At 75.2% G+C, this 23648-nt stretch carries 19 protein-coding genes, 1 other RNA gene and 1 pseudogene; 13 read left to right on the forward strand and 8 right to left on the reverse strand.

Annotated features, from left to right (window positions below; all coding sequences use genetic code 11):
- Together ACWPXV_RS08460 and ACWPXV_RS08465 are read left to right on the forward strand one after the other, a co-directional pair.
- The coding region (locus ACWPXV_RS08460; protein ID WP_454084828.1) for a DUF222 domain-containing protein at window positions 1-1854 on the forward strand (1854 nt) is incomplete at its 5' end.
- A gap of 170 nt (window positions 1855-2024) precedes the next feature.
- A complete protein-coding gene (locus ACWPXV_RS08465; RefSeq protein WP_454084829.1) occupies window positions 2025-2900 on the forward strand; it encodes an alpha/beta hydrolase in 876 nt (291 codons plus the stop codon).
- A 20-nt stretch (window positions 2901-2920) separates the two neighbouring features.
- Here ACWPXV_RS08465 and ACWPXV_RS08470 read toward each other — a convergent pair whose 3' ends face one another.
- The 5 genes from ACWPXV_RS08470 to smpB all read right to left on the reverse strand — a co-directional run bounded on the left by ACWPXV_RS08470 (window position 2921) and on the right by smpB (window position 6942).
- The gene (locus ACWPXV_RS08470; RefSeq protein WP_454084830.1) at window positions 2921-3415 is read right to left on the reverse strand and encodes an N-acetyltransferase family protein; all 495 of its coding nucleotides are present in this window, start codon (window positions 3413-3415) and stop codon (window positions 2921-2923) included.
- Between the two features lie 181 nt (window positions 3416-3596).
- Window positions 3597-3964: a transfer-messenger RNA gene (gene ssrA, locus ACWPXV_RS08475) on the reverse strand.
- Between the two features lie 99 nt (window positions 3965-4063).
- Window positions 4064-4483 carry a hypothetical protein gene (locus ACWPXV_RS08480; RefSeq protein WP_454084831.1) on the reverse strand — a complete coding sequence of 140 codons (420 nt, stop codon included), beginning with the start codon at window positions 4481-4483 and terminating at the stop codon, window positions 4064-4066.
- 69 nt (window positions 4484-4552) lie between these two features.
- Window positions 4553-6418, reverse strand: a complete 1866-nt coding sequence (locus tag ACWPXV_RS08485) for a DUF2207 domain-containing protein (RefSeq protein WP_454084832.1) — start codon at window positions 6416-6418, stop codon at window positions 4553-4555.
- A complete protein-coding gene (gene smpB, locus ACWPXV_RS08490; protein WP_454084833.1) occupies window positions 6415-6942 on the reverse strand; it encodes an SsrA-binding protein SmpB in 528 nt (175 codons plus the stop codon). Before smpB ends, ACWPXV_RS08485 begins: the two co-directional genes overlap by 4 nt.
- Before the next feature lie 104 nt (window positions 6943-7046).
- On the opposite strand from smpB, the gene ACWPXV_RS08495 reads away from it, so the two are divergent.
- The gene (locus tag ACWPXV_RS08495; protein ID WP_454084834.1) at window positions 7047-7424 is read left to right on the forward strand and encodes a hypothetical protein; all 378 of its coding nucleotides are present in this window, start codon (window positions 7047-7049) and stop codon (window positions 7422-7424) included.
- 75 nt (window positions 7425-7499) lie between these two features.
- A complete protein-coding gene (locus ACWPXV_RS08500; protein ID WP_454084835.1) occupies window positions 7500-8048 on the forward strand; it encodes a hypothetical protein in 549 nt (182 codons plus the stop codon).
- Here the strand turns inward: ACWPXV_RS08500 and ACWPXV_RS08505 are convergent.
- On the reverse strand, window positions 8045-9016 hold the full coding sequence (locus ACWPXV_RS08505; RefSeq protein WP_454084836.1) for a zinc-binding dehydrogenase: 972 nt from the start codon (window positions 9014-9016) through the stop codon (window positions 8045-8047). The genes ACWPXV_RS08500 and ACWPXV_RS08505 overlap by 4 nt on opposite strands.
- 118 nt (window positions 9017-9134) lie before the next feature.
- Here ACWPXV_RS08505 and ACWPXV_RS08510 point away from each other — a divergent pair, with 118 nt between their 5' ends.
- Window positions 9135-9209 carry a 50S ribosomal protein bL37 gene (locus ACWPXV_RS08510; protein WP_372435141.1) on the forward strand — a complete coding sequence of 25 codons (75 nt, stop codon included), beginning with the start codon at window positions 9135-9137 and terminating at the stop codon, window positions 9207-9209.
- 68 nt (window positions 9210-9277) lie between these two features.
- Here ACWPXV_RS08510 and rsrA read toward each other — a convergent pair whose 3' ends face one another.
- Window positions 9278-9559 carry a mycothiol system anti-sigma-R factor gene (gene rsrA, locus ACWPXV_RS08515; RefSeq protein ID WP_454084837.1) on the reverse strand — a complete coding sequence of 94 codons (282 nt, stop codon included), beginning with the start codon at window positions 9557-9559 and terminating at the stop codon, window positions 9278-9280.
- Window positions 9556-10170, reverse strand: a complete 615-nt coding sequence (locus ACWPXV_RS08520) for a sigma-70 family RNA polymerase sigma factor (protein WP_454084838.1) — start codon at window positions 10168-10170, stop codon at window positions 9556-9558. The genes rsrA and ACWPXV_RS08520 overlap by 4 nt, the downstream gene beginning before the upstream one ends.
- A gap of 186 nt (window positions 10171-10356) precedes the next feature.
- Between ACWPXV_RS08520 and ACWPXV_RS08525 the strand changes: the two genes are divergently transcribed.
- The 8 genes and pseudogenes from ACWPXV_RS08525 (at window position 10357) to ACWPXV_RS08560 (ending at window position 23645) form a co-directional block, all read left to right on the forward strand.
- On the forward strand, window positions 10357-10872 hold the full coding sequence (locus ACWPXV_RS08525) for a DoxX family protein (protein WP_454084839.1): 516 nt from the start codon (window positions 10357-10359) through the stop codon (window positions 10870-10872).
- Window positions 10873-10939: 67 nt separating this feature from the next.
- Window positions 10940-12277 carry a 3-phosphoshikimate 1-carboxyvinyltransferase gene (gene aroA, locus ACWPXV_RS08530; RefSeq protein ID WP_454084840.1) on the forward strand — a complete coding sequence of 446 codons (1338 nt, stop codon included), beginning with the start codon at window positions 10940-10942 and terminating at the stop codon, window positions 12275-12277.
- A gap of 11 nt (window positions 12278-12288) precedes the next feature.
- Window positions 12289-13335 (forward strand): ribosome small subunit-dependent GTPase A, encoded by a 1047-nt coding sequence (gene rsgA / locus ACWPXV_RS08535; protein WP_454084841.1) that lies wholly within the window; start codon window positions 12289-12291, stop codon window positions 13333-13335.
- Window positions 13336-13394: 59 nt separating this feature from the next.
- Window positions 13395-16735, forward strand: a pseudogene (recC, locus tag ACWPXV_RS08540) (exodeoxyribonuclease V subunit gamma).
- A complete protein-coding gene (locus ACWPXV_RS08545; RefSeq protein ID WP_454084842.1) occupies window positions 16732-20073 on the forward strand; it encodes a UvrD-helicase domain-containing protein in 3342 nt (1113 codons plus the stop codon). Before recC ends, ACWPXV_RS08545 begins: the two are co-directional and overlap by 4 nt.
- Entirely contained in the window at window positions 20070-22049 is a 1980-nt protein-coding gene (gene recD / locus ACWPXV_RS08550; RefSeq protein ID WP_454084843.1) for an exodeoxyribonuclease V subunit alpha, read from the forward strand. Before ACWPXV_RS08545 ends, recD begins: the two co-directional genes overlap by 4 nt.
- 9 nt (window positions 22050-22058) lie before the next feature.
- A complete protein-coding gene (gene hisN, locus ACWPXV_RS08555; protein ID WP_454084844.1) occupies window positions 22059-22862 on the forward strand; it encodes a histidinol-phosphatase in 804 nt (267 codons plus the stop codon).
- A gap of 69 nt (window positions 22863-22931) precedes the next feature.
- A complete protein-coding gene (locus ACWPXV_RS08560; protein WP_454084845.1) occupies window positions 22932-23645 on the forward strand; it encodes an alpha/beta fold hydrolase in 714 nt (237 codons plus the stop codon).
- The last annotated feature ends 3 nt before the right edge of the window (window positions 23646-23648 follow it).

Below are 23648 nucleotides of genomic sequence, written 5' to 3' on the forward strand. Positions count from 1 at the left end.
CGGATCACCAAGCAGGCCGCGGTCAAGATGGCCACCTGCGGCCGCGCGTTCGGTGGCATGTTCGAACCCACCGGTGAGCTCCTCGACCAAGGCCTCATCGACTGGCCCCGCGCCCAAGCCATCGTCACCAGACTGCTGGACCTGCCCGCCGAGGTCGCCCTCGCCGCCCAGTGGGAAGTCCTGCCCAAAGCACCCGGCCGCACCCTGCGCCAGGTCCACGACGACCTCGAGAAGGCCGTCATCTCCGTGGACCCCGACTCCGCCGACGACCGCCACAAGACCGCCCGCCAGAGCGCTGCGTCCACCACCCCGCCCCTGCCCGACGGCATGGCCCTCCTGTCCGCCCGCCTGCCCGCCGCCGACGCCATCGCCATGGACCTGGCCCTGGACGCCTCCGCCAGAGCCGCCAAGAACACCGGCGACACCCGCACCCTGGACCAGCTCAGAGCCGACAGCCTCGCCCTCATGGGCCACACCGCCCTGACCCTGGGCTTCATCGGACCCCAGGCCCACCTCCACTGCCCCTGCGGCTGCCAAGACACCGCCGCAGACGACAGCACCCCTGCAGCACCGGCCGCAGAGTCTCAGCCGGACACCGCGCCGCCACCGGACCCTGCGGCCGCGCCTCAGCGGGACGCCGGAGCGCCGCCAGACCCCACCGACACGCCGCAGCAGGACGCCGGTCCGCAACCGGACGACGTGGTTAGCGATGAGCGACCGAAGCCCGAGGCACCACCGCCCGTCACCGAGGCACCGGCCCCCAACGACGCACCGCTGACCACCGCCAACAAAAGCCCCCGGGATGCCCGGTCACCCGCGCCCATGGCCGTACCACCGCCGGACGCAGATCCACCGGGCACCATGCATGCACCACCGCCGGATCCCGCGCGCCGGCACATCGAGTACGGACCGCCAGCGGCTGCCGCACCACCCACGGTCGTCGACACGTCACCACCGGTCGAACTGCCACGGGTCGAATCGCCACCGCCCGCTACCGCGCCACCGGCCACGGACGAGCTGACCTCGCCATCCGCCCCGACTGCGCTTCGCGTGGCCGACGGGCCACCCCTGCCCGGCTACCGGCTTCCCGGGTGCACCCTGCCCACCATCCGCGTCGGGATGATCGGTGGCGGACGAGCCGACATCGCCGTCCTCGTCCCGCTCAACGTCCTGCAGCCCGAACCCCGCAACCCCGGCGCCACCGCCCTGGACCGCGACCCCGAGCCCGTCGCCGAGCTCGACGGCTACGGACCCATCCCACCCATCATCGCCCGCGCCCTCGCCACCGGCGGCACCTGGCGCCGCCTCCTCACCGACCCCGTCACCGGACAGGTCCTGGACGTGGGCCGCACCCGCTACCAACCCCCCGCAGCCATCGCCGACCACGTCCGCCACCGCGACCGCACCTGCATCGTCCCCGGCTGCACACACCCCGCCCGCTCCGCCGACCTCGACCACCTCCACGAATGGAAGGACGGCGGCGTCACCTCCGCCGACAACCTCGGACCCCAGTGCACCGGCGACCACCGCGCCAAGACCATCGGCGCCTACACCGTCACCTACGCCACCGACCGCACCTACGCCTGGACCACCCCCACCGGCCACGGCTACCTCCGCCGCCCCGACGGCACCACCATCACCCTCCCCCGCCACACCGCCCTCGACCTACGGACACTCGTCAAGGAGTCCGAACGGTGCCACCGGCCGGTAAACCCTGCCCTCGTCGACGAGATCCTCGCTGCCGTCTCCGTCGGAGCCGACCCGCTGGCCCAGTGGGCGGAACCTGACACCGCGTCAGCCACAGAGGCATCCCAGGCCGAACACCTCTGGGCTGCGGACGAGCCACCGTTCTAGAAGGATCCCAGCGCGGCCGACTCTCGGTGCTCGGCCTCGCCGGCACTCTGGAGGCGGAAGCACGGCGTTGCAGCACCACCACGACAGGAGCGATGAGTCCTGGCGTAACGGCTGGTCGATAGCAGGCAAGGCACCACTCTCATGAACGCCAACCCGACAGGAGCATTCCGATGACCACGACAGCCGTCGAGACCCACACACTCGATGTCCCCGGCGCCACGTTGACCTACGACGTCCGCGGGCCTCTTCCGACCGTCGACGGTGCTCCCCCGCTCGTGCTCATCGGTCAGCCCATGGACGCTGTCGGCTTCACCACCCTCGCCTCGTTCTTCACCGACCGCACCGTCGTCACCTACGACCCGCGCGGCCTCGGCCGTAGCACCCGCAGCGACGGCAGCCTGGTGCAGACTCCCGAGCAGCAGGCCGACGACGTTCACCGGCCCATCACCGAGCTCGGCGCCGGCCCGGTCGACCTCCTCGGCAGCAGCGGCGGCGCCGTGACCGCGCTGTGCCTGACGGCCACCTACCCGGAGGACGTCCGCACCGTCGTTGCGCACGAGCCGCCGGCCCTGCCCCTCCTCCCGGACGCCGACCGCGCCTTCGGGGCCTGGGGACGGGTCCAGGCCACCTACAACGAGCGCGGCGCGAACTGGGGCATGGCGGCCTTCATCGCGATGGTCTCGTGGGAGGGCGAGTTCCCGGAGGGCTTCGGCACCGAGACCCCCGACCCCGCGATGTTCGGCATGCCGACCGAGGACGACGGCTCGCGGGACGACCCGCTGCTGTCCGACGTCGCGTCGGCCATCGTCCGCTACCAGCCCGACATCGCCGCGCTCAAGGCCTCCTCGGCACGGGTCGTGCCGGCGGCCGGGATCGAGAGCAAGGGCGCGATGACGTGGCGCACGAGCGAGTCGCTGGCCGCCCAGCTCGGCGTCGAGCTCGCCGTCTTCCCCAGCGGGCACAGCGGCTTCATGGGCGGGGAGTACGGCCAGACCGGCGAGCCGGAGGCCTTTGCCGCCACGCTGCGCGAGGTGCTCGCCGGCTGAGCCTGGCCCGTCGCGCCCCCTCAGAGCGAGCGGTACATGATGTGCAGCCCGACGAGCCCGTGCCGTGGGTGGTCGAAGGCCTCGGGCACCGTGGCGAGGACCGTGAAGCCGAGCGACGTCCACAGCCGCACGGCCGGCTCGTTCGTCTCGACGACGGCGTTGAACTGCATGGCGCGGTAACCGTCGGCGCGGGCGGCGTCGAGGACGGCGTGGGCGAGGGTACGGCCGATGCCCCGCCCGCCCGCCTCGGGGGCGACGACGAAGCTCGCGTTGGCGACGTGCGCACCGGCACCCGGGTGGTTCGGCAGGTACCTCGCGGTGCCCAGCACGGCTCCCCCGCGGTCGACGGCGACGAGCACCCGCGCCCCGGTGGTCCACGTGGCGCGGGCGTCGCTCGCGGTGATGTCTGTCGGGTAGGTGTACGTCTCGCCCGCGCGCAGCACGGGCTCGAGGGCGCGCCAGATGCCCGGCCAGTCCTCGCTGGTCGCCGGGCGGACGAGGATCGCGTCGTTCATGGGGCGAGGGTAGGTGCACGGGCACTCGCGGTGAGCTCCCCGCTTCACCTCAGCCCGGGCTGCCCGGAGGAGGGAGGTCGGAGGACAACCGGGGATGTCACCGGGCAAGCCGAACGCGAACCGCCCGCGTCCGGACATGCCGAAGGCCGCCTCCATAGGAGGCGGCCTTCGACCACAGGGATGGTGGAGATGGCGGGAATCGAACCCGCGTCCGACGGCGCAGAACCAGAGCTTCTCCGGGTGCAGTCTGCTGCGATTTTCTCGGCCCCAGCTGTCACGCAGACAAGCAGCTGACAGGCCCAGTCACCTGGAAGTCCCCGTAGCCCCGGTGACGAGGGCTACGAGCAGTGGCTCTCTAGCTGACGCCAGGAACCGGGTCGAGAGCTAACCCGGGCTGACGGACTTACGCGGCTCGCTCAGGCGGCGAGGGCGAAGTCGGTGCGCTTGGAATCGGCACCTATTGGTTTGCAGAGGGCGTTATCGAGATAACTCTGCATCCTCGACCCGCTTCCTCTGGCACGACGTCCGTCGTCGAAACCGATCATCCCCTGTGGAGTTGTCAATCACCGGCCGGAGCCGGCTGACCCATCATACGTCCCAACCGGACCCGAGTCAGATCTATTCCGGCCGGGCGACATCGGGCCGCGCCTACTTCTTGCGTGAGGTGAGCGCGTCGATGACGAGCCCGAGCCCGATGCCGAGCAGCCACACGTCCTTCGCGATCCCCGTGCCGTCGCCCGTGGGACGGATGCCGTCCTCCTGCGTCATGCCCGGGGTCTTGAGGTACATGCGGACCAGGCCCGCGGAGAACGCGGTGAGGCCCAGCCCGGCCAGGCCGCTGGGGACGATGGGCAGCAGCAGCGCGGCACCCAGGGTGGTCTCCGCGGTGCTGATGAGCTTGCCGAAGTCCTGCGGGGACATGTCCTTGAGCTGCGGCACCGCGTTCGCGCCCATCGCCTGCAGCCCGGCGGCCGACTCCTCGTCGAGGCCACGCTTGCTCAGGCCGGAGTTGAGGATGAAGGCCCCCGCAGCCAGGCGCGGAGGGACGTGACGGAGCTTGATCGACATGGCAGTTCCCCTTGCTCGGCGGTGGTGTGCGTCAGGCCTCAAGTATCGGCCACCCGCGGGCGAACCGCCCTACCAGCTGCCGCCGCCCATCCCCCCGGCGCCACCGCCCACCGACCCGGAGAAGCCGGAGCTGCCGCTGGACCCGGCCGACGTCACCGCGGAGGACGCCGCCTCGGCGAAGGCCCCGACAGAACCGGCGAACATCGCCGGCTGGGTCCACCAGCCGATGCCCGGCGTCACCGGCACGTACCAGTCCGGGCTCTCGACCTGCCGCCCCTGGGCCGCGACGTCCGCGAGGATCTGCGCCCACCGCTCGGTGAGCCCGAAGACGATCGCGTAGGGCAGGTACCGCGAGAAGATGTCCTGCCCCTCCTCGAAGCGGATCTGCTCGGCCTCGGCGGTCGCGAGGTACTTCCGGAACCCGAGCGTCTGCGCGAGCACCGCCGTCCCGGCGGCCGTCCGTGCCGGCGCCGCGGAGGACGCGAAGGCGACGACGGTCCCGACGACGAGCAGCGGGATCCCGAGCACCGCGGGCCACCGCAGCAGGACGAGCGCCACGGTCACGAGGATCCCCAGCCCCACGAGCCCCACACCGCCCAGCAGCCAGCGGTTGCGCACCGCGAGCGGGGAGCCGCGGAACCAGCCGTGCTCGGTGACGGTGCGGTACAGCGCCTCCTGCGTCTTCGCGACGGCGGTGGCGTACGTCGCGCCCACCTCCGAGAGCGCCACCGGCTCACCGTCCGGCATGAGCGCGTCGAGAAGCTCGCGCTCGTAGCTCTCGAGCCCGTCGGACCAGTCGCGCAGCGGGACGAGCCGCCAGTCGCTCACGTCGTCGCCGTCCTTCTCCGGAGCGACCTCCTCGATGCGGAGGTAGCCCCGCACGGCGAGGTCGACGAGCGTGGCGGAGACGTCGAGGAAGTCGGCCACCTCGTCGTGGAGGGTGCCGACCTCACCCGGCCGGACGTCGTCGGGCGGGGTGAAGCGCACGGCGACGGCCTGGCGACGGCGCGCCGGCCCCACCGCCCCCGGCTCCCCGCCGGCCGGGGCGAGCCCGGGGGTGAGGTCGAGGTAGGCCTCGTCGCGTCCGCGCCGGGAGGCGACGACGACGGCGGCACCCGCTCCCAGCACCGTGACCAGCCCCGCCGCGCCACCGGTGAGCGGCCCCAGCTGGAAGGTGTTGGACCAGGTCCGGCGCGGCTCGTAGACCGGCTCGGCGCCGACGAGCGTGCCCGCGGGCCAGCCGACCACCACGCTGAGCCCCTCGCCCTCGTCGAGACGGTCGTGGAAGAAGTCGACGCGCTCCTCGCGGCTCTCGCCCGCGCCGTCGCAGGCGTCGTCGGAGCCGGTGCGCCCGACGTAGCAGGCGCTCATCTCCGCCGGCACGGGGCCGGTGACGGCCACCGTGACGTCCTCGATCGGGACGTCGAAGCCGCCGGGCGCGACGACGTTCCAGTACAGCTCGTCGCGCACGGTCCCGTCCGGCCCGGTGACCTCCGGGTTCGGCAGCCCGTCGACCGTGTAGGTGACGCGGTAGTCGTGGGCGCCGGTGACCTCGACGTCCTCGTCGCCGATGTAGAGCTGGACGGCGCCGCCGTCGTGCTCGACGCGCAGGTCCGCCGGGGCGCCGGTGGGCGACTCCGCGGTGACGTCGCTGACCGTGAGCCGCCGGTAGTGGTCGGGGTCGCCGTCGATCTCCTGGAGCTCGGCGAGGACGACGAAGGGGCCGTGCGCCTCGTCGTCGCCGAAGTCGTAGGTGAGGTCGACCTCGACGCGGACCGTGCCGCCGTCGGCCTCGACGACGGCACCGACGTCGAGGCGGGAGATGTGGCCCACGGAGTCGTCCGCGCGGGCGGGCGGCGCGACGAGCAGCGTGAGCGCGGCGACGCAGAGCAGCGCGAGGACGAGGAGGGACGCCGCGCGCCGCGCCACGCTCATCGGTTGGCGCGCAGGCTCATCGCCCGCTGGGCCTCGCGGTTGTCCTGCTGCTCGCGCAGCGCGTGGCGCTTGTCGTACTCCTTCTTGCCTCGGGCGAGGGCGAGGAGCACCTTGGCCCGCCCCCGGATGAAGTACAGCTCGAGCGGGACGACGGTGTGGCCCTTGTCCTTGCTCTTGCCCACGAGCCGGTCGAGCTCGGCGCGGTGGAGGAGGAGCTTGCGCTTGCGTCGCACGGTGTGGTTCGTCCACGTGCCCTGGCTGTACTCGGGGATGTGCACGCCCTGCAGCCAGGCCTCGCCGCGGTCGAACTCGACCCAGCCGTCCACGAGGGAGGCGCGGCCCATGCGCAGCGACTTCACCTCCGTGCCGGTGAGCACGAGGCCCGCCTCGAAGGTCTCGTCGATGTGGTAGTCGTGCCGGGCCTTCTTGTTCCGGGCCACCACGGTGCGCTTGTCCGCCTCGGCCTTGGCCTTCTCAGCCGCGGTCGGCTTACGGGGCTTGGTCGGGGTCGGGGTCGGGGACACCGGCGGACTCCTTCTTCTTCAGTGGACGCACGCGGCCGAGCCGCGGCGTTCCAGCGTAGTGCAGCATCCCCGCGCCGTCGTCGTCTTATCGCTAGATTCCGCACGTGGAGAACGAGCCCCTGCGCCCCCTGCCCGACGTCGCCCGCGCCCTGCTCGACGCGATGCTCGCGTACGACGTGCCCGCGGCCGCGCCGCTCCGCGCCCAGGTGGGCAGTGTCCTCACGCGCCCCGGCTGCACCTGCGGCTGCGGCACCCTCGAGCTCGTCGTCACCGACGACGCCGCCCCGTCCGCACCCCTCCACGGCACCTTCCCGGTCGAGGGCGAGGTCCACGACGACGACGGCGCACCCGTCGCGGGCCTCCTCCTCTTCGCCGAGGAGGGCCGGCTGAGCAGCCTCGAGATCTTCTCCTACGCGGACGACGGCCTCCCGCTGCCCTCCCCGGACAGGGTCACCTGGCTCGAGCGGCCGCCGGTGGGCTGACGCCGACCAGGGCCGTTCGGCCCATCCCGGCCCGGAGCGGGCACGCGAGGATTGTCGCCGGAGGGGAGATCGGCGATGAGTCAGCAGGTGCTCGGCAGTCCCCGCGCGGTCGGTGAGGCCGTGTCGGCCGTCGCCCGCGCCCTCGGTTCCCCGTGGTCCCTCGGCGCGCTGCACGACGTCTCGTGGCCGGTGCACGACCCGGAGTCCCTGCGCGGCGCCGCCCTCCTCGCGGAGTCACGGCTGTCCGCCGAGTCCCCCGAGCGGCTGCTCGCCGACCACCACCGTCTCGTCGTCGGGGACCCGCATCGCCCGCCGGTCGCGCCGACGGCGCCGCCCCCCGCCGTCGCGCCGTCGCTGGCCGCGCTCCTGGCCCACGTACCCGGCGCCGCGCGGCCCGGGTCGGGTGACCTCGTCGCCGCCCTCGACGCCTACGCCGCGCTGGTCGCCGACCCGCGCGCCGACGCCGCCACCCGCCGCGCGCTCGTCCACGAGCACCTGCTCACCTGGGGCGCCCGCTGCCTGAGCCGGGTCCAGCTCGGTGCCCAGACCTTCTGCTACCAGGGCGTGGCGACGCTCGGCCTGGGCCTGCTGCGGCACGCCGCGCAGGAGGACACCGCCGTCTAGGGCAGCTCGAGGACGAGCTTGCCGAAGACCTCACCGGCGGCGAGCCGGGCGAAGGCGTCGGCGGCCTGCGCGAAGGGCACGACGGCGTCGACGTGCGGGCGCGCGCCGCTCGCGACGAGCAGCCCGACGAGCCGGCGCAGCTCCTCGATCGTGCCCATCGTCGAACCGACGACGCGCAGGCTGCGGAAGAAGACCCGGTTGAGGTCGGCGGACGGCGCCGCGCCCGTCGTCGCCCCGGCGACGGCGATCGTCCCGCCGGGCCGCAGCGCACGCAGCGAGTGCGGCCACGTCGCCTCCCCCACCGTCTCGACGACGGCGTCCACCTGGGCGGGCAGCCGCTCCCCGGCGGGGAAGACGGCGTGCGCACCGAGCCGGCGGGCGCGCTCGTTGCGCTCCGCGTCGCGGCCGCACACCCACACCTCCAGGCCCGCGGCGCGGGCGAGGATGACGGCGGCGGTCGACACCCCGCCGCCGGCGCCCTGGACGAGCACCCGCTGCCCGGGGCGCAGGTCCGCGGCGGTGAACAGCAGGCGGTAGGCGGTGAGGTACGCCGTCGGCAGGCTCGCGGCCTCGGCCCAGCCGAGCTCGGGCGGCTTGGGCACGAGGTTGCCCGGCGGCACCCACACCGTCTCGGCGAGCGTGCCGGGGTACTTCTCCGACAGGAGCGTGCGCGCGGGGTCCAGGGTCTCGTCACCGCGCCACAGCGGGTCGCCGACGACGGCGTGGACGATCACCTCGCGGCCGCCGGCGTCGATGCCGGCGGCGTCGCAGCCGAGCACCATCGGCAGCCGGTCGGCCGGCAGCCCGACGCCGCGCAGGGACCACAGGTCGTGGTGGTTGAGGGCGGCGGCACGCACCCGGACGGGCACCCAGTCGGGGTGCGGGGCTCCGGGGTCGGCGATCTCCCCGACGGCGAGCCCGCTCAGCGGGTCATCGGCGTCCTGGCCGGCGGCGTAGGCGGCGAGCATGGCCCTACCCTGCCACGCCGTCGTCGTCCACCGCGTCGCACGCGAGGCCCGCGGATGTGGGACGATGGACCGCTGTACCACCCGGAGCGGGTGGCCGATCGTCATCTCGGGAGTCAACATGAGCAAGCGCGGACGCAAGCGCAAGGCACGCGCCAAGAGCGGTGCGAACCACGGCAAGCGCCCCAACAGCTGACGCTGCCACGGGAAAGGGTCGGCCCCAGTGGCCGGCCCTTTCGCATGCCCGGGGGTCGGTGAGGACCCTCAGACGGGGGAGCCGCCCGAGCGGAGCACGCTGATCTGCGTGATGACGCGCAGCCGCAGGGTCGACGGCGCGACCTCCTGGCACGAGCGGCGCAGCAGCAGCCGCACGCGGGTCTCGGCGTCGGTGGCCTCACGGCACGTGGGGCACTCGTCGAGGTGGCGACGCAGCCGCTCGCGGTCGTGGTCGTCCATCTCGGAGTCCACGAACTCGAAGAGGTGCTCGAGGAGCTCCTCGCAGCGGCAGGCGGAGATGTCCTGGAGCGGGTCGGTGTGCTCGGTCATGAGGTCGCCTCGGTCTTCATGCCCAGCTCCCGGGCGTGGTCGGCGAGCCGTTCGCGCAGCTGGCGACGCCCGCGGTGCAGCCGCGACATGACGGTCCCGATGGGGGTCGACATGATCTCGGCGATCTCCTTGTAGGCGAAGCCCTCGACGTCGGCGAGGTAGACGGCGATGCGGAAGTCCTCCGGCAGCTCCATGAGCGCGTCCCTGATCTCGGAGTCCGGGAGCCGGTCCATCGCCTCCATCTCCGCCGAGCGCAGGCCCTGGGAGGTGTGCGACGCAGCGCGGTGGATCTGCCAGTCCTCGACGCTGTCCGCGTCCGACTGCAGGGGCTGGCGCTGCTTCTTCCGGTAGGTGTTGATGAAGGTGTTCGTGAGGATCCGGTACAGCCAGGCCTTGAGGTTCGTGCCGGGCCGGTACTGGTGGAAGGCGGCGAAGGCCTTGGTGAACGCCTCCTGGACGAGGTCCTCCGCGTCCGCCGGGTTGCGCGTCATGCGCATCGCCGCGCCGTAGAGCTGGTCGAGGTAGGGCAGCGCCTCCGCCTCGAAGCGCGCCGCACGTTCCGCGTCACTCTCGGTCTCGGGTGCGCGGTCCAGGTCTCGGTCCTCGGTCATCACCCACGAGCCTAGTCCGCCGGGCCCGGAGGCGCGGTCCAGGAGAGGGTCCTGTGGCCGGTCGAGGGTGCTCGGTGGGCAGGTCATGCCGGTGCAACCGGCGAGAGCCGCCACGCATTCCACGGACGGCGACGACGGTGAGTCGCACCACTCGCCGCGACGCGCGGTTTGCGGTAGCAATGGTCCATGAGCATCTCCCGCCGCCTCGCCCGCCCGCTGCTCGCGTCGTCCTTCGTCGCCACCGGTGTCGACGCGCTGATGCACCCCGACTCCCACGTCGAGCGCTTCCGCAAGGTCGAACCCGCGCTGGAGAAGGCTGGCATCCCGCCCTCCATCGCCTCCGACACCCGCCTGCTCGTGCGGGTGACCGGCGGCGTCTCGGCGCTCGCCGGCCTCATGCTGGCCACCAACCGCCGGCCCCGCACCGCCGCGCTCACCCTGGCCGTGGTCACCGTGCCCGTCACCCTCGTCAACAACCCGGTGTGGACGGCCGGCAACCGCGAGCGCCGCAAGGACATGCGCCGCGGCCTGCTCACCGGCGCCAGCCTCGTGGGTGGTCTCCTCATCGCCGGCCTCGACCGTGACGGCAAGCCCTCCCTCACCTGGCGAGCCACGAACACCCGCGGCCACAAGGCCAAGATGCGGGAGGTCCGCGCCGCCGCGAAGGAGACGAAGGCCGACCTCAAGGCCAAGCTGAGCTGACGCCGCGCCACCCCCCGGCCCGGGCGCGGTTCCCGGGCCGCCGGGCGTGCCCGCTACCCTCGAAGGCATGTCAACCCAGACCACGTCCGAGCTCGCCTGGCCGGCCCCCGTGGCCGCCGGCCCGCTCGACGCCGTCGTCCCGGTCCCCGGCTCGAAGTCGCTGACCAACCGCTACCTGCTCCTCGCGGCACTCGCCGCGGAGCCCACCCAGCTGCGTCGCCCGCTGCACTCGCGCGACTCCGCGCTCATGGTGGACGCGCTGCGCGCGCTGGGGGTGCGGGTGGAGCACGTCGACGCCGACGGGCGTCCCGACGCCGACGGCGCCGACCTCCTCATCGACCCCGCTCCCCTGCGCGGCCCCGCGGAGGTGGACTGCGGCCTCGCGGGCACCGTCATGCGCTTCGTGCCGCCCCTCGCCGCCCTCGCCGACGGCACCGTGACCTTCGACGGCGACCCGCGCGCCCGCCAGCGCCCGATGGGCTCGCTCATCGAGGCGCTGCGCGACCTCGGTGCGCAGGTGGACGACGACGGCCGCGGCGCCCTGCCCTTCACCGTGCACGGCACCGGCGGCCTGCCGGGCGGTGTCGTCGAGGTCGACGCGAGCGCCTCCAGCCAGTTCGTCTCCGGGCTCCTCCTCATCGCCCCCCACCTCGAGCAGGGCCTGGACCTGCGCCGGGTCGGCCCGATGCCGAGCCAGCCGCACGCAGCGATGACCGTCGAGGTCCTGCGCGAGCGCGGCGTCGTCGTCGACGTCTCCCTCGGCGACGACGGCGAGCCGGCCCGCTGGCTCGTCCACCCCGGCCCCGTCGCCGGTGGCCTGGTCCCGGTGGAGCCGGACCTGTCCAACGCCGGGCCCTTCCTCGCCGCCGCGCTCGTCGCGGGCGGCCGGGTGCGCGTGCCGGGCTGGCCCACCCACACCTCCCAGGCCGGTGACCGGCTGCGCGAGCTCCTCGTGCGGATGGGCGCGTCCGTCGAGCTCGGCCCCGGCGGCCTCACGGTGGCCGGCACCGGCGCCATCGACCCGCTCGACGTCGACCTGCACGACGCCGGTGAGCTCACCCCGACCATCGCCGCGCTGTGCACGCTCGCCGACGGCCCCAGCCGCCTGCGCGGCGTCGCCCACCTGCGCGGCCACGAGACCGACCGCCTCGCCGCCCTCGTCACCGAGATCACCCGGCTCGGCGGGCACGCCCGCGAGACGGAGGACGGCCTGGAGATCGAGCCGGGCCAGCTCCACGGCGCGCGCCTCGAGACCTACCACGACCACCGGATGGCCACCTTCGCCGCGATCGTCGGCCTGCGGGTCGCCGGCACGGAGGTCGTCGACGTCGCGACGACCGCCAAGACCCTGCCCGACTTCACCCGGATGTGGACCGACATGGTCGCGACGGGCGGTCGCGGCTGAGTGGAGGGGCGATGAGCAGAGGACGGGACACCGGCACGGACGACGACCGCGTCCGGGTCCGGCCGTCCAAGCGCGGCTCCCGGCCGCGGACCAAGCAGCGTCCGCAGCACGAGGACGCCGTCGCCGCCCGGGTCCTCGCCGTCGACCGCGGCCGCTACGCGCTCCTCACCGAGGGGGGCGTGCGGCTCGTGGCGATGAAGGCCCGCGAGCTCGGCCGCGGCGCCCGCAACGCCGTCGTCGTCGGGGACCGCGTGGGCGTCGTCGGGGACACGAGCGGCACCCCCGACACCCTGGCCCGCATCGTCCGCGTCGAGGAGCGGGAGACCGCGCTGCGGCGCTCCGCGGAGGACAGCGAGGCCGCGGGCGTCGAGCGCATCATCGTCGCCAACGCCGACCGGATGCTCATCGTCACCGCGCTCGCCGACCCGCCCCCGCGCCCGCGGATGGTCGACCGCTGCCTCGTCGCGGCCTACGACGCCGGCATGCAGCCGGTCCTCGTCCTCACCAAGGCCGACCTCGCCGACCCCGAGCCCTTCCTCGCCCAGTACGCAGCGCTCGAGGTGCCCGCCGTGGCGACCGCCGTCGTCGACGGCGAGGTGCAGGGCCTGGAGGCCGTGCGGGAGATCGTCACCGGCCACGACTCCGTGCTCGTGGGCCACTCCGGCGTGGGCAAGTCCACGCTCATCAACGCGCTCGTGCCGGGGGCGGGCCGGGCGACCGGGATCGTCAACGAGGTGACGGGGCGCGGGCGGCACACGTCGAGCAGCGCCGTCGCCCTCGAGCTGCCCGGCGGCGGCTGGGCGATCGACACGCCGGGCGTGCGCTCCTTCGGGCTCGCCCACGTGGGCCCGGACGACCTCCTGCGCGGCTTCCCCGACCTCGCCGCCGTGACCGCCGAGTGCCCGCGCGGCTGCGACCACGAGGCCGGTGCCCTCGAGTGCGAGCTCGACGCGTGGGTGGCGCGCGGGGACGCGGGCCCCGCCGGGGAGGCCCGGCTCGAGTCCTTCCGCCGTCTCCTGTCGGCCCGCTCGGCCAGCGCCGTCGACCACGCGCCGTAGCCTGCGATGTCGGTGGGCCCACCTAGGCTGGCACCGAACCGACGGAGGGAGGCTGGGACGTGCTGCACCTGCACCGCTCCGAGCGCGCCGACGCGCTCGTCCCGCCGCTCGCGACGCTGCTCGCCGACGCCCCGGAGGACCCGTTCACGCCGGACGTCGTCGCCGTGCCCACCCGCGGGGTCGAGCGCTGGCTCGCGCAGCGGCTGTCCCACCACCTCGGCGCGGGCCCCGACGGCGAGCCCGGCATCTGCGCGAACGTCGGCTTCGGCTCCCCCGCCCGTCTCGTCACCGGCGTCCTCGCCGGCCTGCCCGGCGCCCCGGAGGAGGACCCGTGGGCGCCCGAGCGCCTCACCTGGCCCCTCCTCGAGGTCGTCGACGCCCACGCCGGGGAGCCGTGGCTGGCGCCGCTGGGCCGGTACCTCGGGGCCGGCGAGCCCGACGACCACCGCCACGGGCGCCGCCTCGGCGCGGCCCGTCACCTCGCCCGCCGCTACGCCTCCTACGCCGCGCAGCGCCCGGACATGGTGCGCGCCTGGGCGCAGGGACGCGACGACGACGGCGCGGGCGGCACCGTGCCCGCCGACCTCGCCTGGCAGGTCGAGCTGTGGCGCCGGCTGCGCGCCCATGTCGGTGAGCTCGGGCCGGCCGAACGCCTCGAGGACGCGCTGAGCGCCGTCGTCGCGGATCCCGGGTCCGTCGACCTGCCCGAGAGGCTCAGTGTCTTCGGTCCCACCCGCCTGCCCGAGGACCAGCTGCGCGTGCTGCGTGCGCTCGCCCGGCACCGCGAGGTCCACCTGTGGCTGCCGCACCCCTCCCCCGCGCTGTGGGCCAGGGTCGCCGCCGCGGGCGAGCCGGCCTCCCGCCGGCGCCGCGAGCGGCGCGTCCACGCCGAGCACCCGCTGCTCGCCTCCACCGCCCGCGACGCCACCGAGCTGCAGACCCGCCTGCTGGGCGACGGCGTCACCGACGCCCACCACCCCGCGCCGCGACCCGGGGCACGCTGCTCGCCGCCCTCCAGGACCGCCTCGCTGCCGACGCCCCCGGCGCCCCGCCCCACCGGCTGGCGCCGGAGGACACCAGCGTCCAGGTGCACGCCTGCCACGGCCTGGCCCGCCAGGTGGAGGTGCTCCGCGAGGTGCTCGCCGGGCTCTTCGCCGCCGACCCCACCCTCGAGCCGCGTGACGTCATCGTCATGTGCCCCGACGTCGAGGCGGTCGCCCCGCTCGTCACCGCGAGCTTCGGTCTCGCCCCCGACGCCGTCACCGACGTCCACCCCGGGCACACGATGCGGGTGCGGCTCGCCGACCGCGCGCCCGGGCGCACCAACCCCGTCCTCGGCCTCCTCGCCACGCTCCTGAGCCTCGCCGACGGGCGCGTCACCGCCTCGGAGGTGCTCGACCTCGCGGCGACCGAGCCGGTGCGCCGCCGCTTCCACCTCACCGACGACGACCTCGACCGCGTCCGCGAGTGGTCGGCCACCGCCGGCGTGCGGTGGGGCGAGGACGCCCGCCGCCGCGCCCGCTTCGAGCTGCCCGGGCTGCTCCAGGGCACGTGGCACGTCGCCCTGGACCGGCTCCTCCTCGGGGCGGCCATGGCGGAGGAGGACCACCGCTACGTCGGGCACGCCCTGCCCCTGGACGACGTCGACAGCACCGACATCGACCTCGCCGGACGGCTCGCCGAGCTCGTCGACCGGCTCACCGCGCTCCTCGCCGAGCTCGACGGCACGCGGCCGCTGACGCACTGGCTCGACACCCTCGACCGCGCCGTCACCCTCCTCGCCGACACCGCGCCCGCCGACTCCTGGCAGGTGGTCTCCACGCGCCGCGTGCTCGCCGAGGAGCGCGCCCGCGCCACCGACGCCTCCCTGCGGCTGCCGGACGTCCGCGCCCTGCTCGCCGACCGTCTCGCCGGGCGGCCCACCCGGGCCGGCTTCCGCACCGGCGCCCTCACCGTGTGCTCCCTCGAGCCGATGCGGGCCGTGCCGCACCGGGTCGTGTGCCTCCTCGGCGTCGACGACGGCGCCTTCCCCCGCGGCACCCGCCAGGACGGCGACGACCTCCTCCTGCGCGAGCCCTGCGTCGGGGAGCGCGACCGCCGCAGCGAGGACCGCCAGCTCTTCCTCGACGCCGTCACCGCCGCGCAGGACCACCTCGTCCTCCTGTACTCCGGCGCGCACGAGCGCACCGGTGCCGTGCGGCCGCCCGCCGTGCCCGTCGGGGAGCTCCTCGACGCCCTCGAGACCGCCGCGACGGCCCCCACCGGCTCGGTGCGCGAGCACGTCCTGCGCCACCACCCGCTCCAGGTGGTCGACGAGCGCAACTTCACCCCCGGCGCCCTCGGCCGCCCCGGTGTCCCCTTCAGCTTCGACGCCGTCGCCCACCGCGCCGCCCTCGCCGGGCGCGGGGAGCGCGTCGAGCGGGTCCCCTTCCTCACCGAGCCGCTGCCCGCGCTGCCCGCCCCCGCCACCCTCGAGCTCGCCGAGCTCGTCGCCATGCTCGAGCACCCGGTCAAGTACTTCCTGCGCCACCGCCTGGGCCTGTCGGTGGCCGGGGAGAACGCCGAGGTCGCCGACCGCCTGCCCCTCACCCTCGCGCCCCTCGACGGCTGGGCGATCGGCGAGCGCTTCCTCCAGGCGCGGCTCGCGGGCGTGCCCGACCAGCAGGTGATGAACGCCGAGTGGCGCCGCGGGGTCACCCCGCCCAAGGAGCTCGGCCGCACCGCCCTGCTCGACGTCGGCAGCCGGGTCGTGCCGATCGCGAGCGCCGCGGCGGCCGAACGGGCGCAGCCGACCGAGACGGTCGACGTCCTCGTCCCGCTGCCCTCCGGCACCACGCTCACCGGCACGGTCCCCGGTGTCCACGACGGCACCGTCCTGCGGGCCACGTACTCCCGCCTGGCGCCCAAGCACCGCCTGCGTGCCTGGGTGCAGCTCCTCGCCCTCGTCGCCGCCCACCCGGAGCGGCCGTGGCGCACGGCCACGGTGGCGCGGCCCGACCACCGCCGGCCGGGCGCCTACGTCGCCCGGCTCAGCCCGCCCACGCCGCAGGAGGCGGTCGAGCTGCTCGACCAGCTCGTCCAGCTCCACGCCCTGGCCCTGCGCGAGCCGCTGCCCGTCCCGGTCCCCGTCGCCTGCACCTACGCCACCTCCCGCGCCGGCGGGGACTCCGCGGACATGGCCCTCGTCAACGCCCGGCGCGCCTGGGACGGTGACGAGTTCCTCCGCGCGGACGAGCACCACGTCATCTGCTGGGGCACCGGCGCGAGCCTCGACGACATCCTCGGTACCCCCACGGAGTCCGAGCGGGCCTGGTACCCGCAGGACCCGAGCCGTCTCGGCGTCCTCGCCCGCCGGGTGTGGGAGCCGCTCCTCGCCCACGAGCAGGTGGACAAGCCGTGACCACCACCGAGCTGGGGACCGAGCTGCCCGTCTTCGACGTCTGCGGCCCGCTGCCGGGCGGCACCACCGTGCTCGAGGCCAGCGCCGGCACCGGCAAGACCTTCACCATCGCCGCCCTTGCCACCCGCTACGTCGCCGAGCAGGGCATCGAGCTCGCCGACCTCCTCCTCGTCACCTTCGGCCGGGCGGCCACCTCCGAGCTGCGCGACCGGGTCCGGGGCCGGCTCCTCGCCACCGAGCGCGCCCTGCGCGACCCCGCCACCGCCCGCGCGAGCCGCGACGAGGTCGTGGCCCACCTCGCCGCCGTCGACGACGCCGAGGTCGCCGCCCGCCGGCTGCGGCTCACCCGCGCCCTGTCGCAGCTCGATGCCGCGACCATCACGACGACGCACGGCTTCTGCCAGCAGATGCTCACCTCCCTCGGGGTGGCCGCGGACCTCGACCCCGACCACACCTTCGTCCCGGACGTCGCCGACCTGCGCGAGGAGGTCCTCGACGACGTCTACCTGCGCCTCTACGCCGGGTCCCGCGAGCCCGGGCTCACCCCGGACGAGGCCCGCACGGTCGGCAAGGAGGCGGTGAGCGACCACCAGGCCGCCCTGCGCCCCACCGACGCCCCGGCGGACTCCCTGCCCGGGCACCGCCTGACCCTCGCCCGGGCCGTGCGCGAGGAGGTCCACGACCGCAAGCGCAGCCGCCGCCTGCTCGACTACGACGACCTCCTCACCCTGCTGCGCGACGCCCTCACCCACCCCGTCCACGGACCGGCCGCCGCCGCGCGGGTCCGCGAGCGCTACGCCGTCGTCCTCGTCGACGAGTTCCAGGACACCGACCCCGTCCAGTGGGAGATCCTGCGCACCGCCTTCCACGGGCACCGCACCCTCGTCCTCATCGGAGATCCGAAGCAGGCGATCTACGCCTTCCGCGGCGGTGACGTCGTCACCTACCTCCAGGCGCGCGAGGTCGCGACGAGCACCGCCACCCTGGGGCGCAACTGGCGCAGCGACGCCCCGCTCCTCACCGGCCTCGAGGCGCTGTTCGACGGCGCCGCGCTCGGGGACGAGGCGATCGTCGTGCGGCCCGTCGCCGCCGCCCACACCGGGGAGCGGCGCCTGCGGGGCGGGCCGCCCGTGCGGCTGCGGCAGGTCACCCGCGAGCCCTTCCGGCTCGCCGGCACGAAGAACCCGCGGGTGGGCGACGTGCGCCGTCTCGTGGCCGACGACGTCGCCGCGGACGTCGTCGCCCAGCTCGGTGCCACCCAGCTGCACGACGGCGAGGGCTGGCGGCCGCTCCACCCCGGCGACGTCGCCGTCCTCGCCCGCCGCAACGCCGATGCCGACGCCGTCCGGGACGCCCTCGCGGCCGCGGGCGTGCCCGCCGTCGTCTCCGGGCTCTTCAGCGTCTTCGCCACCGACGCCGCCCGTGACTGGCTCACGCTCCTCACCGCGCTCGAGCAGCCCGGGCACGGCGGACGGGCCGCGGCGCTGGCCCTCACCCCCTTCCTCGGCTGGGACGCCACCCGCCTCGGCACGGCGGAGGACGCCGCCCGCGAGGAGCTGTCCGACACCGTGCGCGGCTGGGCCCGTCTCCTCACCGAGCGGGGGGTCGCGGCCCTCGTCGAGGCGGTCACCACCGCGGGCGTCGCCGAGCGGCTCATGGCCACGGCCAGCGGCGAGCGCGTGCTCACCGACGTCCGGCACGTCGGGGAGGCCCTGCACCTGGCGGCGGTCGAGGAGGACCTCGGGGTCGCCGCGCTGACGGACTGGCTGCGCACGCGGATCGCCGAGGCGGACCGCGACTACGCCGAGGAGCGCAGCCGCCGGCTGGAGACCGACGCCGACGCCGTCCAGGTCGTCACCGTCCACTCCTCCAAGGGCCTGGAGTTCCCGGTCGTCTACGTCCCCTTCGGCTGGGACCGCTACGAGTCGCGCACCCCGCCGGTGCTCCGCTACCACGACGACGCCGGCACCCGGCTGCTCCACGTCGGCGGCCAGGAGGACCCCGGCTACGACGACGCCCGCGACCGCCACCTCGCCGAGGAGCGCGGGGAGGACCTGCGCCTCCTCTACGTCGCCCTCACGCGGGCCGCGGCGCAGGTCGTCGTCCACTGGGCGCCGTCGTCCAACTCCCCCGCCGGGCCGCTCACCCGTCTCCTCCTGGGCGGGCACGCCCCCGGGCAGGAGCCGCCGGTACGCGTGCCGGTCCGCGCCGACGACGCCGTCACCGAGGCGCTGTCCGCCGTCGTCGCCCGGTCGGGCGGCACGGTGGCCCTCGAGCGCGTCACGGCGCGCCCGCTGCCCGTCACCTGGCAGCCCCCGCCGCCCGAGCGTCCCGAGCTGTCCGTCGCGCGCCTGGGCCGCAGCCTCGACCACACGTGGCGGCGCACGTCCTACACGGGCCTCACGGCCACGGCGCACCACGAGCCGGTGGGCAGCGAGCCGGAGGGGACGGGTGTGGAGGACGAGGCCGACGTCCTCGTCGCGGGCCCCGGCGGCCCCGACGCCACGCGCGCGCTGCCCTCCCCCATGGCCGAGCTGCCCGGAGGGACGGGCTTCGGCACGGTCGTCCACGAGGTCCTCGAGCAGGTCGACACGACGGCACCGGACCTCGCCGCCGAGCTGCGCGACCGCTGTCGGGAGGGCGGCACCGCGCGGGTGCCGGGGCTCGACCCCGAGGCACTCGCCGTCGCGCTCGAGCAGGTGCTCGCCACCCCGCTCGGCCCGCTCGCCGGGGACGCGACGCTCGCCGGCTTCGCACCCGCGGACCGGCTCGCCGAGCTCGAGTTCGAGCTGCCGCTGGCCGGTGGCGACTCCCCGGCGGCGAGCGCCGCCACGCTCGTCGACCTCGCGCTCCTCCTGCGGCGTCACCTGCCGGCCGACGACGTCTTCGCGCCCTACGCCGACCAGCTCGCCGCCCTAGGGCCCGAGCGCCTGCACGGCTACCTCACCGGCAGCATCGACGCGGTGCTGCGGCACGGGACGGGTGACGCGACGCGCTACCTCGTCGTCGACTACAAGACCAACCGGCTGGCGCCGCCCGACGAGCCGCTCACCCTGTGGCACTACCGGCCCGAGGCCGTCGCCGAGGGGATGATGCGCTCGCACTACCCGCTGCAGCTGCTGCTCTACCTCGCCGCCCTGCACCGCTACCTGCGCTGGCGCCACCGCGGCTACGACCCCGAGCGGCACCTTGGCGGCGGGCTCTACCTCTTCGTCCGCGGCATGGCCGGGCCGGGCACCCCCGCCGCCGACGGCACCCCCTACGGGGTCATGGCGTGGCGGCCCCCCGCCTCGCTCGTCGTCGCGCTCTCCGCGCTCCTCGAGGGGACGACCTCATGACGCTCCTCGACGACGGCGACGCCCGGCTCGCGGTCCACGCCCCGCCGCTGCTCGCCCGGTTCAACACCGCCGGGGTCGTCGCGGCGGCCGACGTCCAGGTCGCGCGGCGGCTGGGCTCGCTCGCCGGCGAGCGCGACGAGAGCGTGCTCCTCGCCGTCGCGCTGGCGACTCGGGCGGTGCGCTCGGGGTCGGTGTGCTTCCACCTCGAGGACGTCGCGTCCTTCGCCGCCGACGCCGAGACGCCGCCCGGTGAGCTCCCGTGGCCCGAGCCCGCCGCGTGGCAGGCCGCGATCGAGGCGAGCCCGCTCGTCGCCGTCGGCGTCGAGGGTCCCGCCGACCGGCCGGTGCGCTGGGTGGGTGGGCGCCTCTACCTCGACCGCTACTGGCGCGACGAGATGGTCGTGCGCCGCCAGGCCGACGCGCGCCTCGCCGCGCCCCCGGCCGCCGTCGACGACGCCCGGCTCGCCGCTGCCCTCGACCGCCTCCTGCCCGACGCCGGGGACGCGCTGCAGCGGCAGGCCGCCGCGGCTGCCGTCACGGGCCGGCTCACGGTGCTGACCGGCGGCCCGGGCACCGGCAAGACGACGACGGTCGCCCGCCTCATCGCCGTCCTCCAGGACGTCGCCGGGCCGCTGCGCATCGCGCTGGCCGCCCCCACCGGCAAGGCCGCGGCCCGGCTGCAGGAGGCCGTCCACGAGGTCGTCGACGGGCTCGGGCTGGAGGACCGCGAGCGGGTCGGCACGCTCAGCGCCTCGACCCTCCACCGGCTGCTCGGCTGGCTGCCGGGCAGCTCCACCCGCTTCCGGCACGGGCCGGGCCGCCACCTGCCCCACGACGTCGTCGTCGTCGACGAGACCTCGATGGTGTCCCTGCCGCTCATGGCGCGGCTGCTCGAGGCGCTACGGCCGGACGCGCGTCTCGTCCTCGTCGGGGACCCGGACCAGCTCGCCTCGGTCGAGGCCGGGGCGGTGCTCGGTGACCTCGTGGCACGCACCCCGGAGGCGTCCGGGGCGGGCGGTGTCGTGCGCCTCCTCACCGTCCACCGGCAGGAGGAGGGCAGCGCGATCCTCCCGCTCGCCGCGGCGATCCGGGCAGGGGACGCGGAGGAGACGCTGCGGCTGCTGCGCGCAGGCCACCCGTCGGTCGAGCTCGTCGAGCTCGCCGAGGACGAGCTGCCGGGCGACGCCGTGCTGACCTCCCTGCGGGCCGACGCCGCCGGCGCCGGCCGCGAGCTCGTCCACGCCGCCCGCGCGGGTGACGCCGCCGGCGCCCTGCGCGCGCTGGGGTCCCACCGGCTGCTCGTCGCCCACCGGCGCGGGCCGGCGGGGGTGGCGCACTGGTCGGCGCTCGTCGAGCAGTGGGTGGCGGAGGCGGCCGGCCCGCACCCGGAGCCGCTCGACCCCCGCAGCCCCTGGTACCCGGGCCGGCCGATCCTCGTCACCGCGAACGACCGCGAGACGGGGTTGTACAACGGGGACACCGGCGTCGTCGTCGCCGACGGCGAGGGGCTGGTCGCGGTCCTCGGGGACCCCGGCGCCCCGCTGCGGGTGCGCACCCACCGGCTGCCCGCCGTCGAGACCGTCCACGCGATGACCGTCCACCGCGGGCAGGGCAGCCAGTTCGCGCGGGTCTCGCTCGTGCTCCCGCCGGCCGCGTCCCCGCTGCTCACCCGCGAGCTGCTCTACACGGCCGTCACCCGCGCCCGCGAGCACGTCCGGGTCCTCGGCAGCGCGGCGGCGATCCGGCGCGCCGTCCAGACCCCCGTCCGCCGCGCCTCCGGCCTCCGCACCCCCTGTAGCCCCACCCCTGTCCCCCTGCCCTCTCCATCGCCGACAGCCGGATCTCGCCCGGGTGCGGGGCCCAACGCCGACAGCCGGATCTCGCCCGGGGTGCCGGGTCCAACGCCGACAGCCGGATCTCGCCCGAGGTCCGGGGCCGTCGGCGCGCGTCCCCGGGCGGCGGGATGTCGCCGCTAGCGTGACGCCATGCCCATCACGCGTCTCCGGTACGACGACGACCTGCGCCTGGCCCACGTGATCGCCGACCAGGTCGACGCCCAGACGATGGCCCGCTTCCAGGCCCTCGACCTCGTCGTCGAGACCAAGCCGGACCTCAGCCCCGTCTCCGACGCCGACAAGTCCGCCGAGGAGATCGTCCGCGCGCAGCTCGGCCGGACCCGGCCGCGCGACTCCGTCCTCGGGGAGGAGTTCGGCACTACCGGCCGGTCCTCCCGCCAGTGGATCATCGACCCCATCGACGGGACGAAGAACTTCGTCCGCGGCGTGCCGGTGTGGGCCACGCTCATCGGGCTGGTCGAGGACGACGAAGTCGTCCTCGGCGTCGTCTCCGCCCCCGCGCTGGGCCGCCGCTGGTGGGCCACCCTCGGGTCGGGCGCCTGGACCGGCCGCTCGCTGTCCACGGCGCGCCGGCTCCACGTGTCCAGCGTCTCCCGCATCGAGGACGCCTCGCTCAGCTACTCCTCTCTGGACGGTTGGGCCGAGTCCGCCCGGCTGCGCGCCTTCCTCAACCTCGCCCAGCGCTGCTGGCGCACCCGGGCCTACGGCGACTTCTGGTCCTACATGCTCGTCGCCGAGGGGGCGGTCGACCTCGCCGCCGAGCCGGAGCTCGAGACCTACGACATGGCGGCCCTCGTCCCGATCGTCACCGAGGCCGGCGGGAAGTTCACCAGCCTCTACGGCGCGCCAGGGCCCTTCGGCGGCAACGCCGTGGCCACCAACGGCCTTCTCCACGACGAGGTCCTCCAGATGCTCACCGCCCAGGAGGACTGAGCGCCGGGGATCTTCCGCGGCGCCGCCCCCGGCACTACGCTCGGCCGCAGTCGACGAGCGGAGCACGCCATGGCACACCCGGTCATCCTCGTCCCCGGCTTCTGGCTGGGCGCCTGGGCCTGGGAGGCCGTCCTCGCCGAGCTGACCCGGGCGGGGTGCGAGGCGGAGGCGCTCACGCTGCCCGGCCTCGAGGCGGCGGACGCCGAGCGCTCGGGCATCATCTTCGAGGACCACGTCGACGCCATCTGCACAGCCGTCGAGGCCACCGGGCGCCCCACCGTGCTCGCCGTCCACAGCGGCGCGGGCTTCTCCGGCTACGCCGCGAGCGACCGCCTCACCGACCGCCTCGCCGCCATGGTCTACGTCGACACCGCACCGGGTGTGGGCGCCATGGACCCCGACTTCGCCGGCGTCGAGATGCCGCTCGACTGGGAGTCGCTCGCGGCCGAGGAGAACCTCGACGGCCTCAGCGAGGAGCAGCTGCAGACCTTCCGCGCCCGCGCCGTCCCCCAACCGGGCGGTGTGCTGCGCGGGGCGGCGGACCTCGTCAACGACGCACGCCGTGACGTCCCGAGCACCTTCGTCTGCACGAGCTTCACCGCCGAGGCCTACCGGACCTACGCCGCCGAGGGCACGATGGCCTGGCTCGCGGGCATCCCCGAGCTCACCGACACGACGTGGATCGACCTGCCCACCAGCCACTGGCCGATGTGGTCACGTCCCCGCGAGCTCGCGGCCGTCATCGCCGAGGTGGCCGGGGCGGGCACGAGCGCGCTCACGTAGTCG

This window comes from Georgenia sp. Marseille-Q6866 (assembly GCF_965111665.1).

Excerpts from the sequence above, each read along its gene's own strand:
- ACWPXV_RS08485 (WP_454084832.1), bottom strand. The coding sequence starts at position 6,418 with ATGAGCGTGGCGCGGCGCGCGGCGTCCCTCCTCGTCCTCGCGCTGCTC.
- ACWPXV_RS08525 (WP_454084839.1), top strand. The coding sequence starts at position 10,357 with ATGAGCATCTCCCGCCGCCTCGCCCGCCCGCTGCTCGCGTCGTCCTTC.
- aroA (WP_454084840.1), top strand. The coding sequence starts at position 10,940 with ATGTCAACCCAGACCACGTCCGAGCTCGCCTGGCCGGCCCCCGTGGCC.
- ACWPXV_RS08500 (WP_454084835.1), top strand. The coding sequence starts at position 7,500 with ATGAGTCAGCAGGTGCTCGGCAGTCCCCGCGCGGTCGGTGAGGCCGTG.
- rsgA (WP_454084841.1), top strand. The coding sequence starts at position 12,289 with ATGAGCAGAGGACGGGACACCGGCACGGACGACGACCGCGTCCGGGTC.
- recD (WP_454084843.1), top strand. The coding sequence starts at position 20,070 with ATGACGCTCCTCGACGACGGCGACGCCCGGCTCGCGGTCCACGCCCCG.
- ACWPXV_RS08520 (WP_454084838.1), bottom strand. The coding sequence starts at position 10,170 with ATGACCGAGGACCGAGACCTGGACCGCGCACCCGAGACCGAGAGTGAC.
- ACWPXV_RS08470 (WP_454084830.1), bottom strand. The coding sequence starts at position 3,415 with ATGAACGACGCGATCCTCGTCCGCCCGGCGACCAGCGAGGACTGGCCG.
- ACWPXV_RS08560 (WP_454084845.1), top strand. The coding sequence starts at position 22,932 with ATGGCACACCCGGTCATCCTCGTCCCCGGCTTCTGGCTGGGCGCCTGG.
- ACWPXV_RS08480 (WP_454084831.1), bottom strand. The coding sequence starts at position 4,483 with ATGTCGATCAAGCTCCGTCACGTCCCTCCGCGCCTGGCTGCGGGGGCC.
- hisN (WP_454084844.1), top strand. The coding sequence starts at position 22,059 with ATGCCCATCACGCGTCTCCGGTACGACGACGACCTGCGCCTGGCCCAC.
- rsrA (WP_454084837.1), bottom strand. The coding sequence starts at position 9,559 with ATGACCGAGCACACCGACCCGCTCCAGGACATCTCCGCCTGCCGCTGC.
- ACWPXV_RS08465 (WP_454084829.1), top strand. The coding sequence starts at position 2,025 with ATGACCACGACAGCCGTCGAGACCCACACACTCGATGTCCCCGGCGCC.
- ACWPXV_RS08505 (WP_454084836.1), bottom strand. The coding sequence starts at position 9,016 with ATGCTCGCCGCCTACGCCGCCGGCCAGGACGCCGATGACCCGCTGAGC.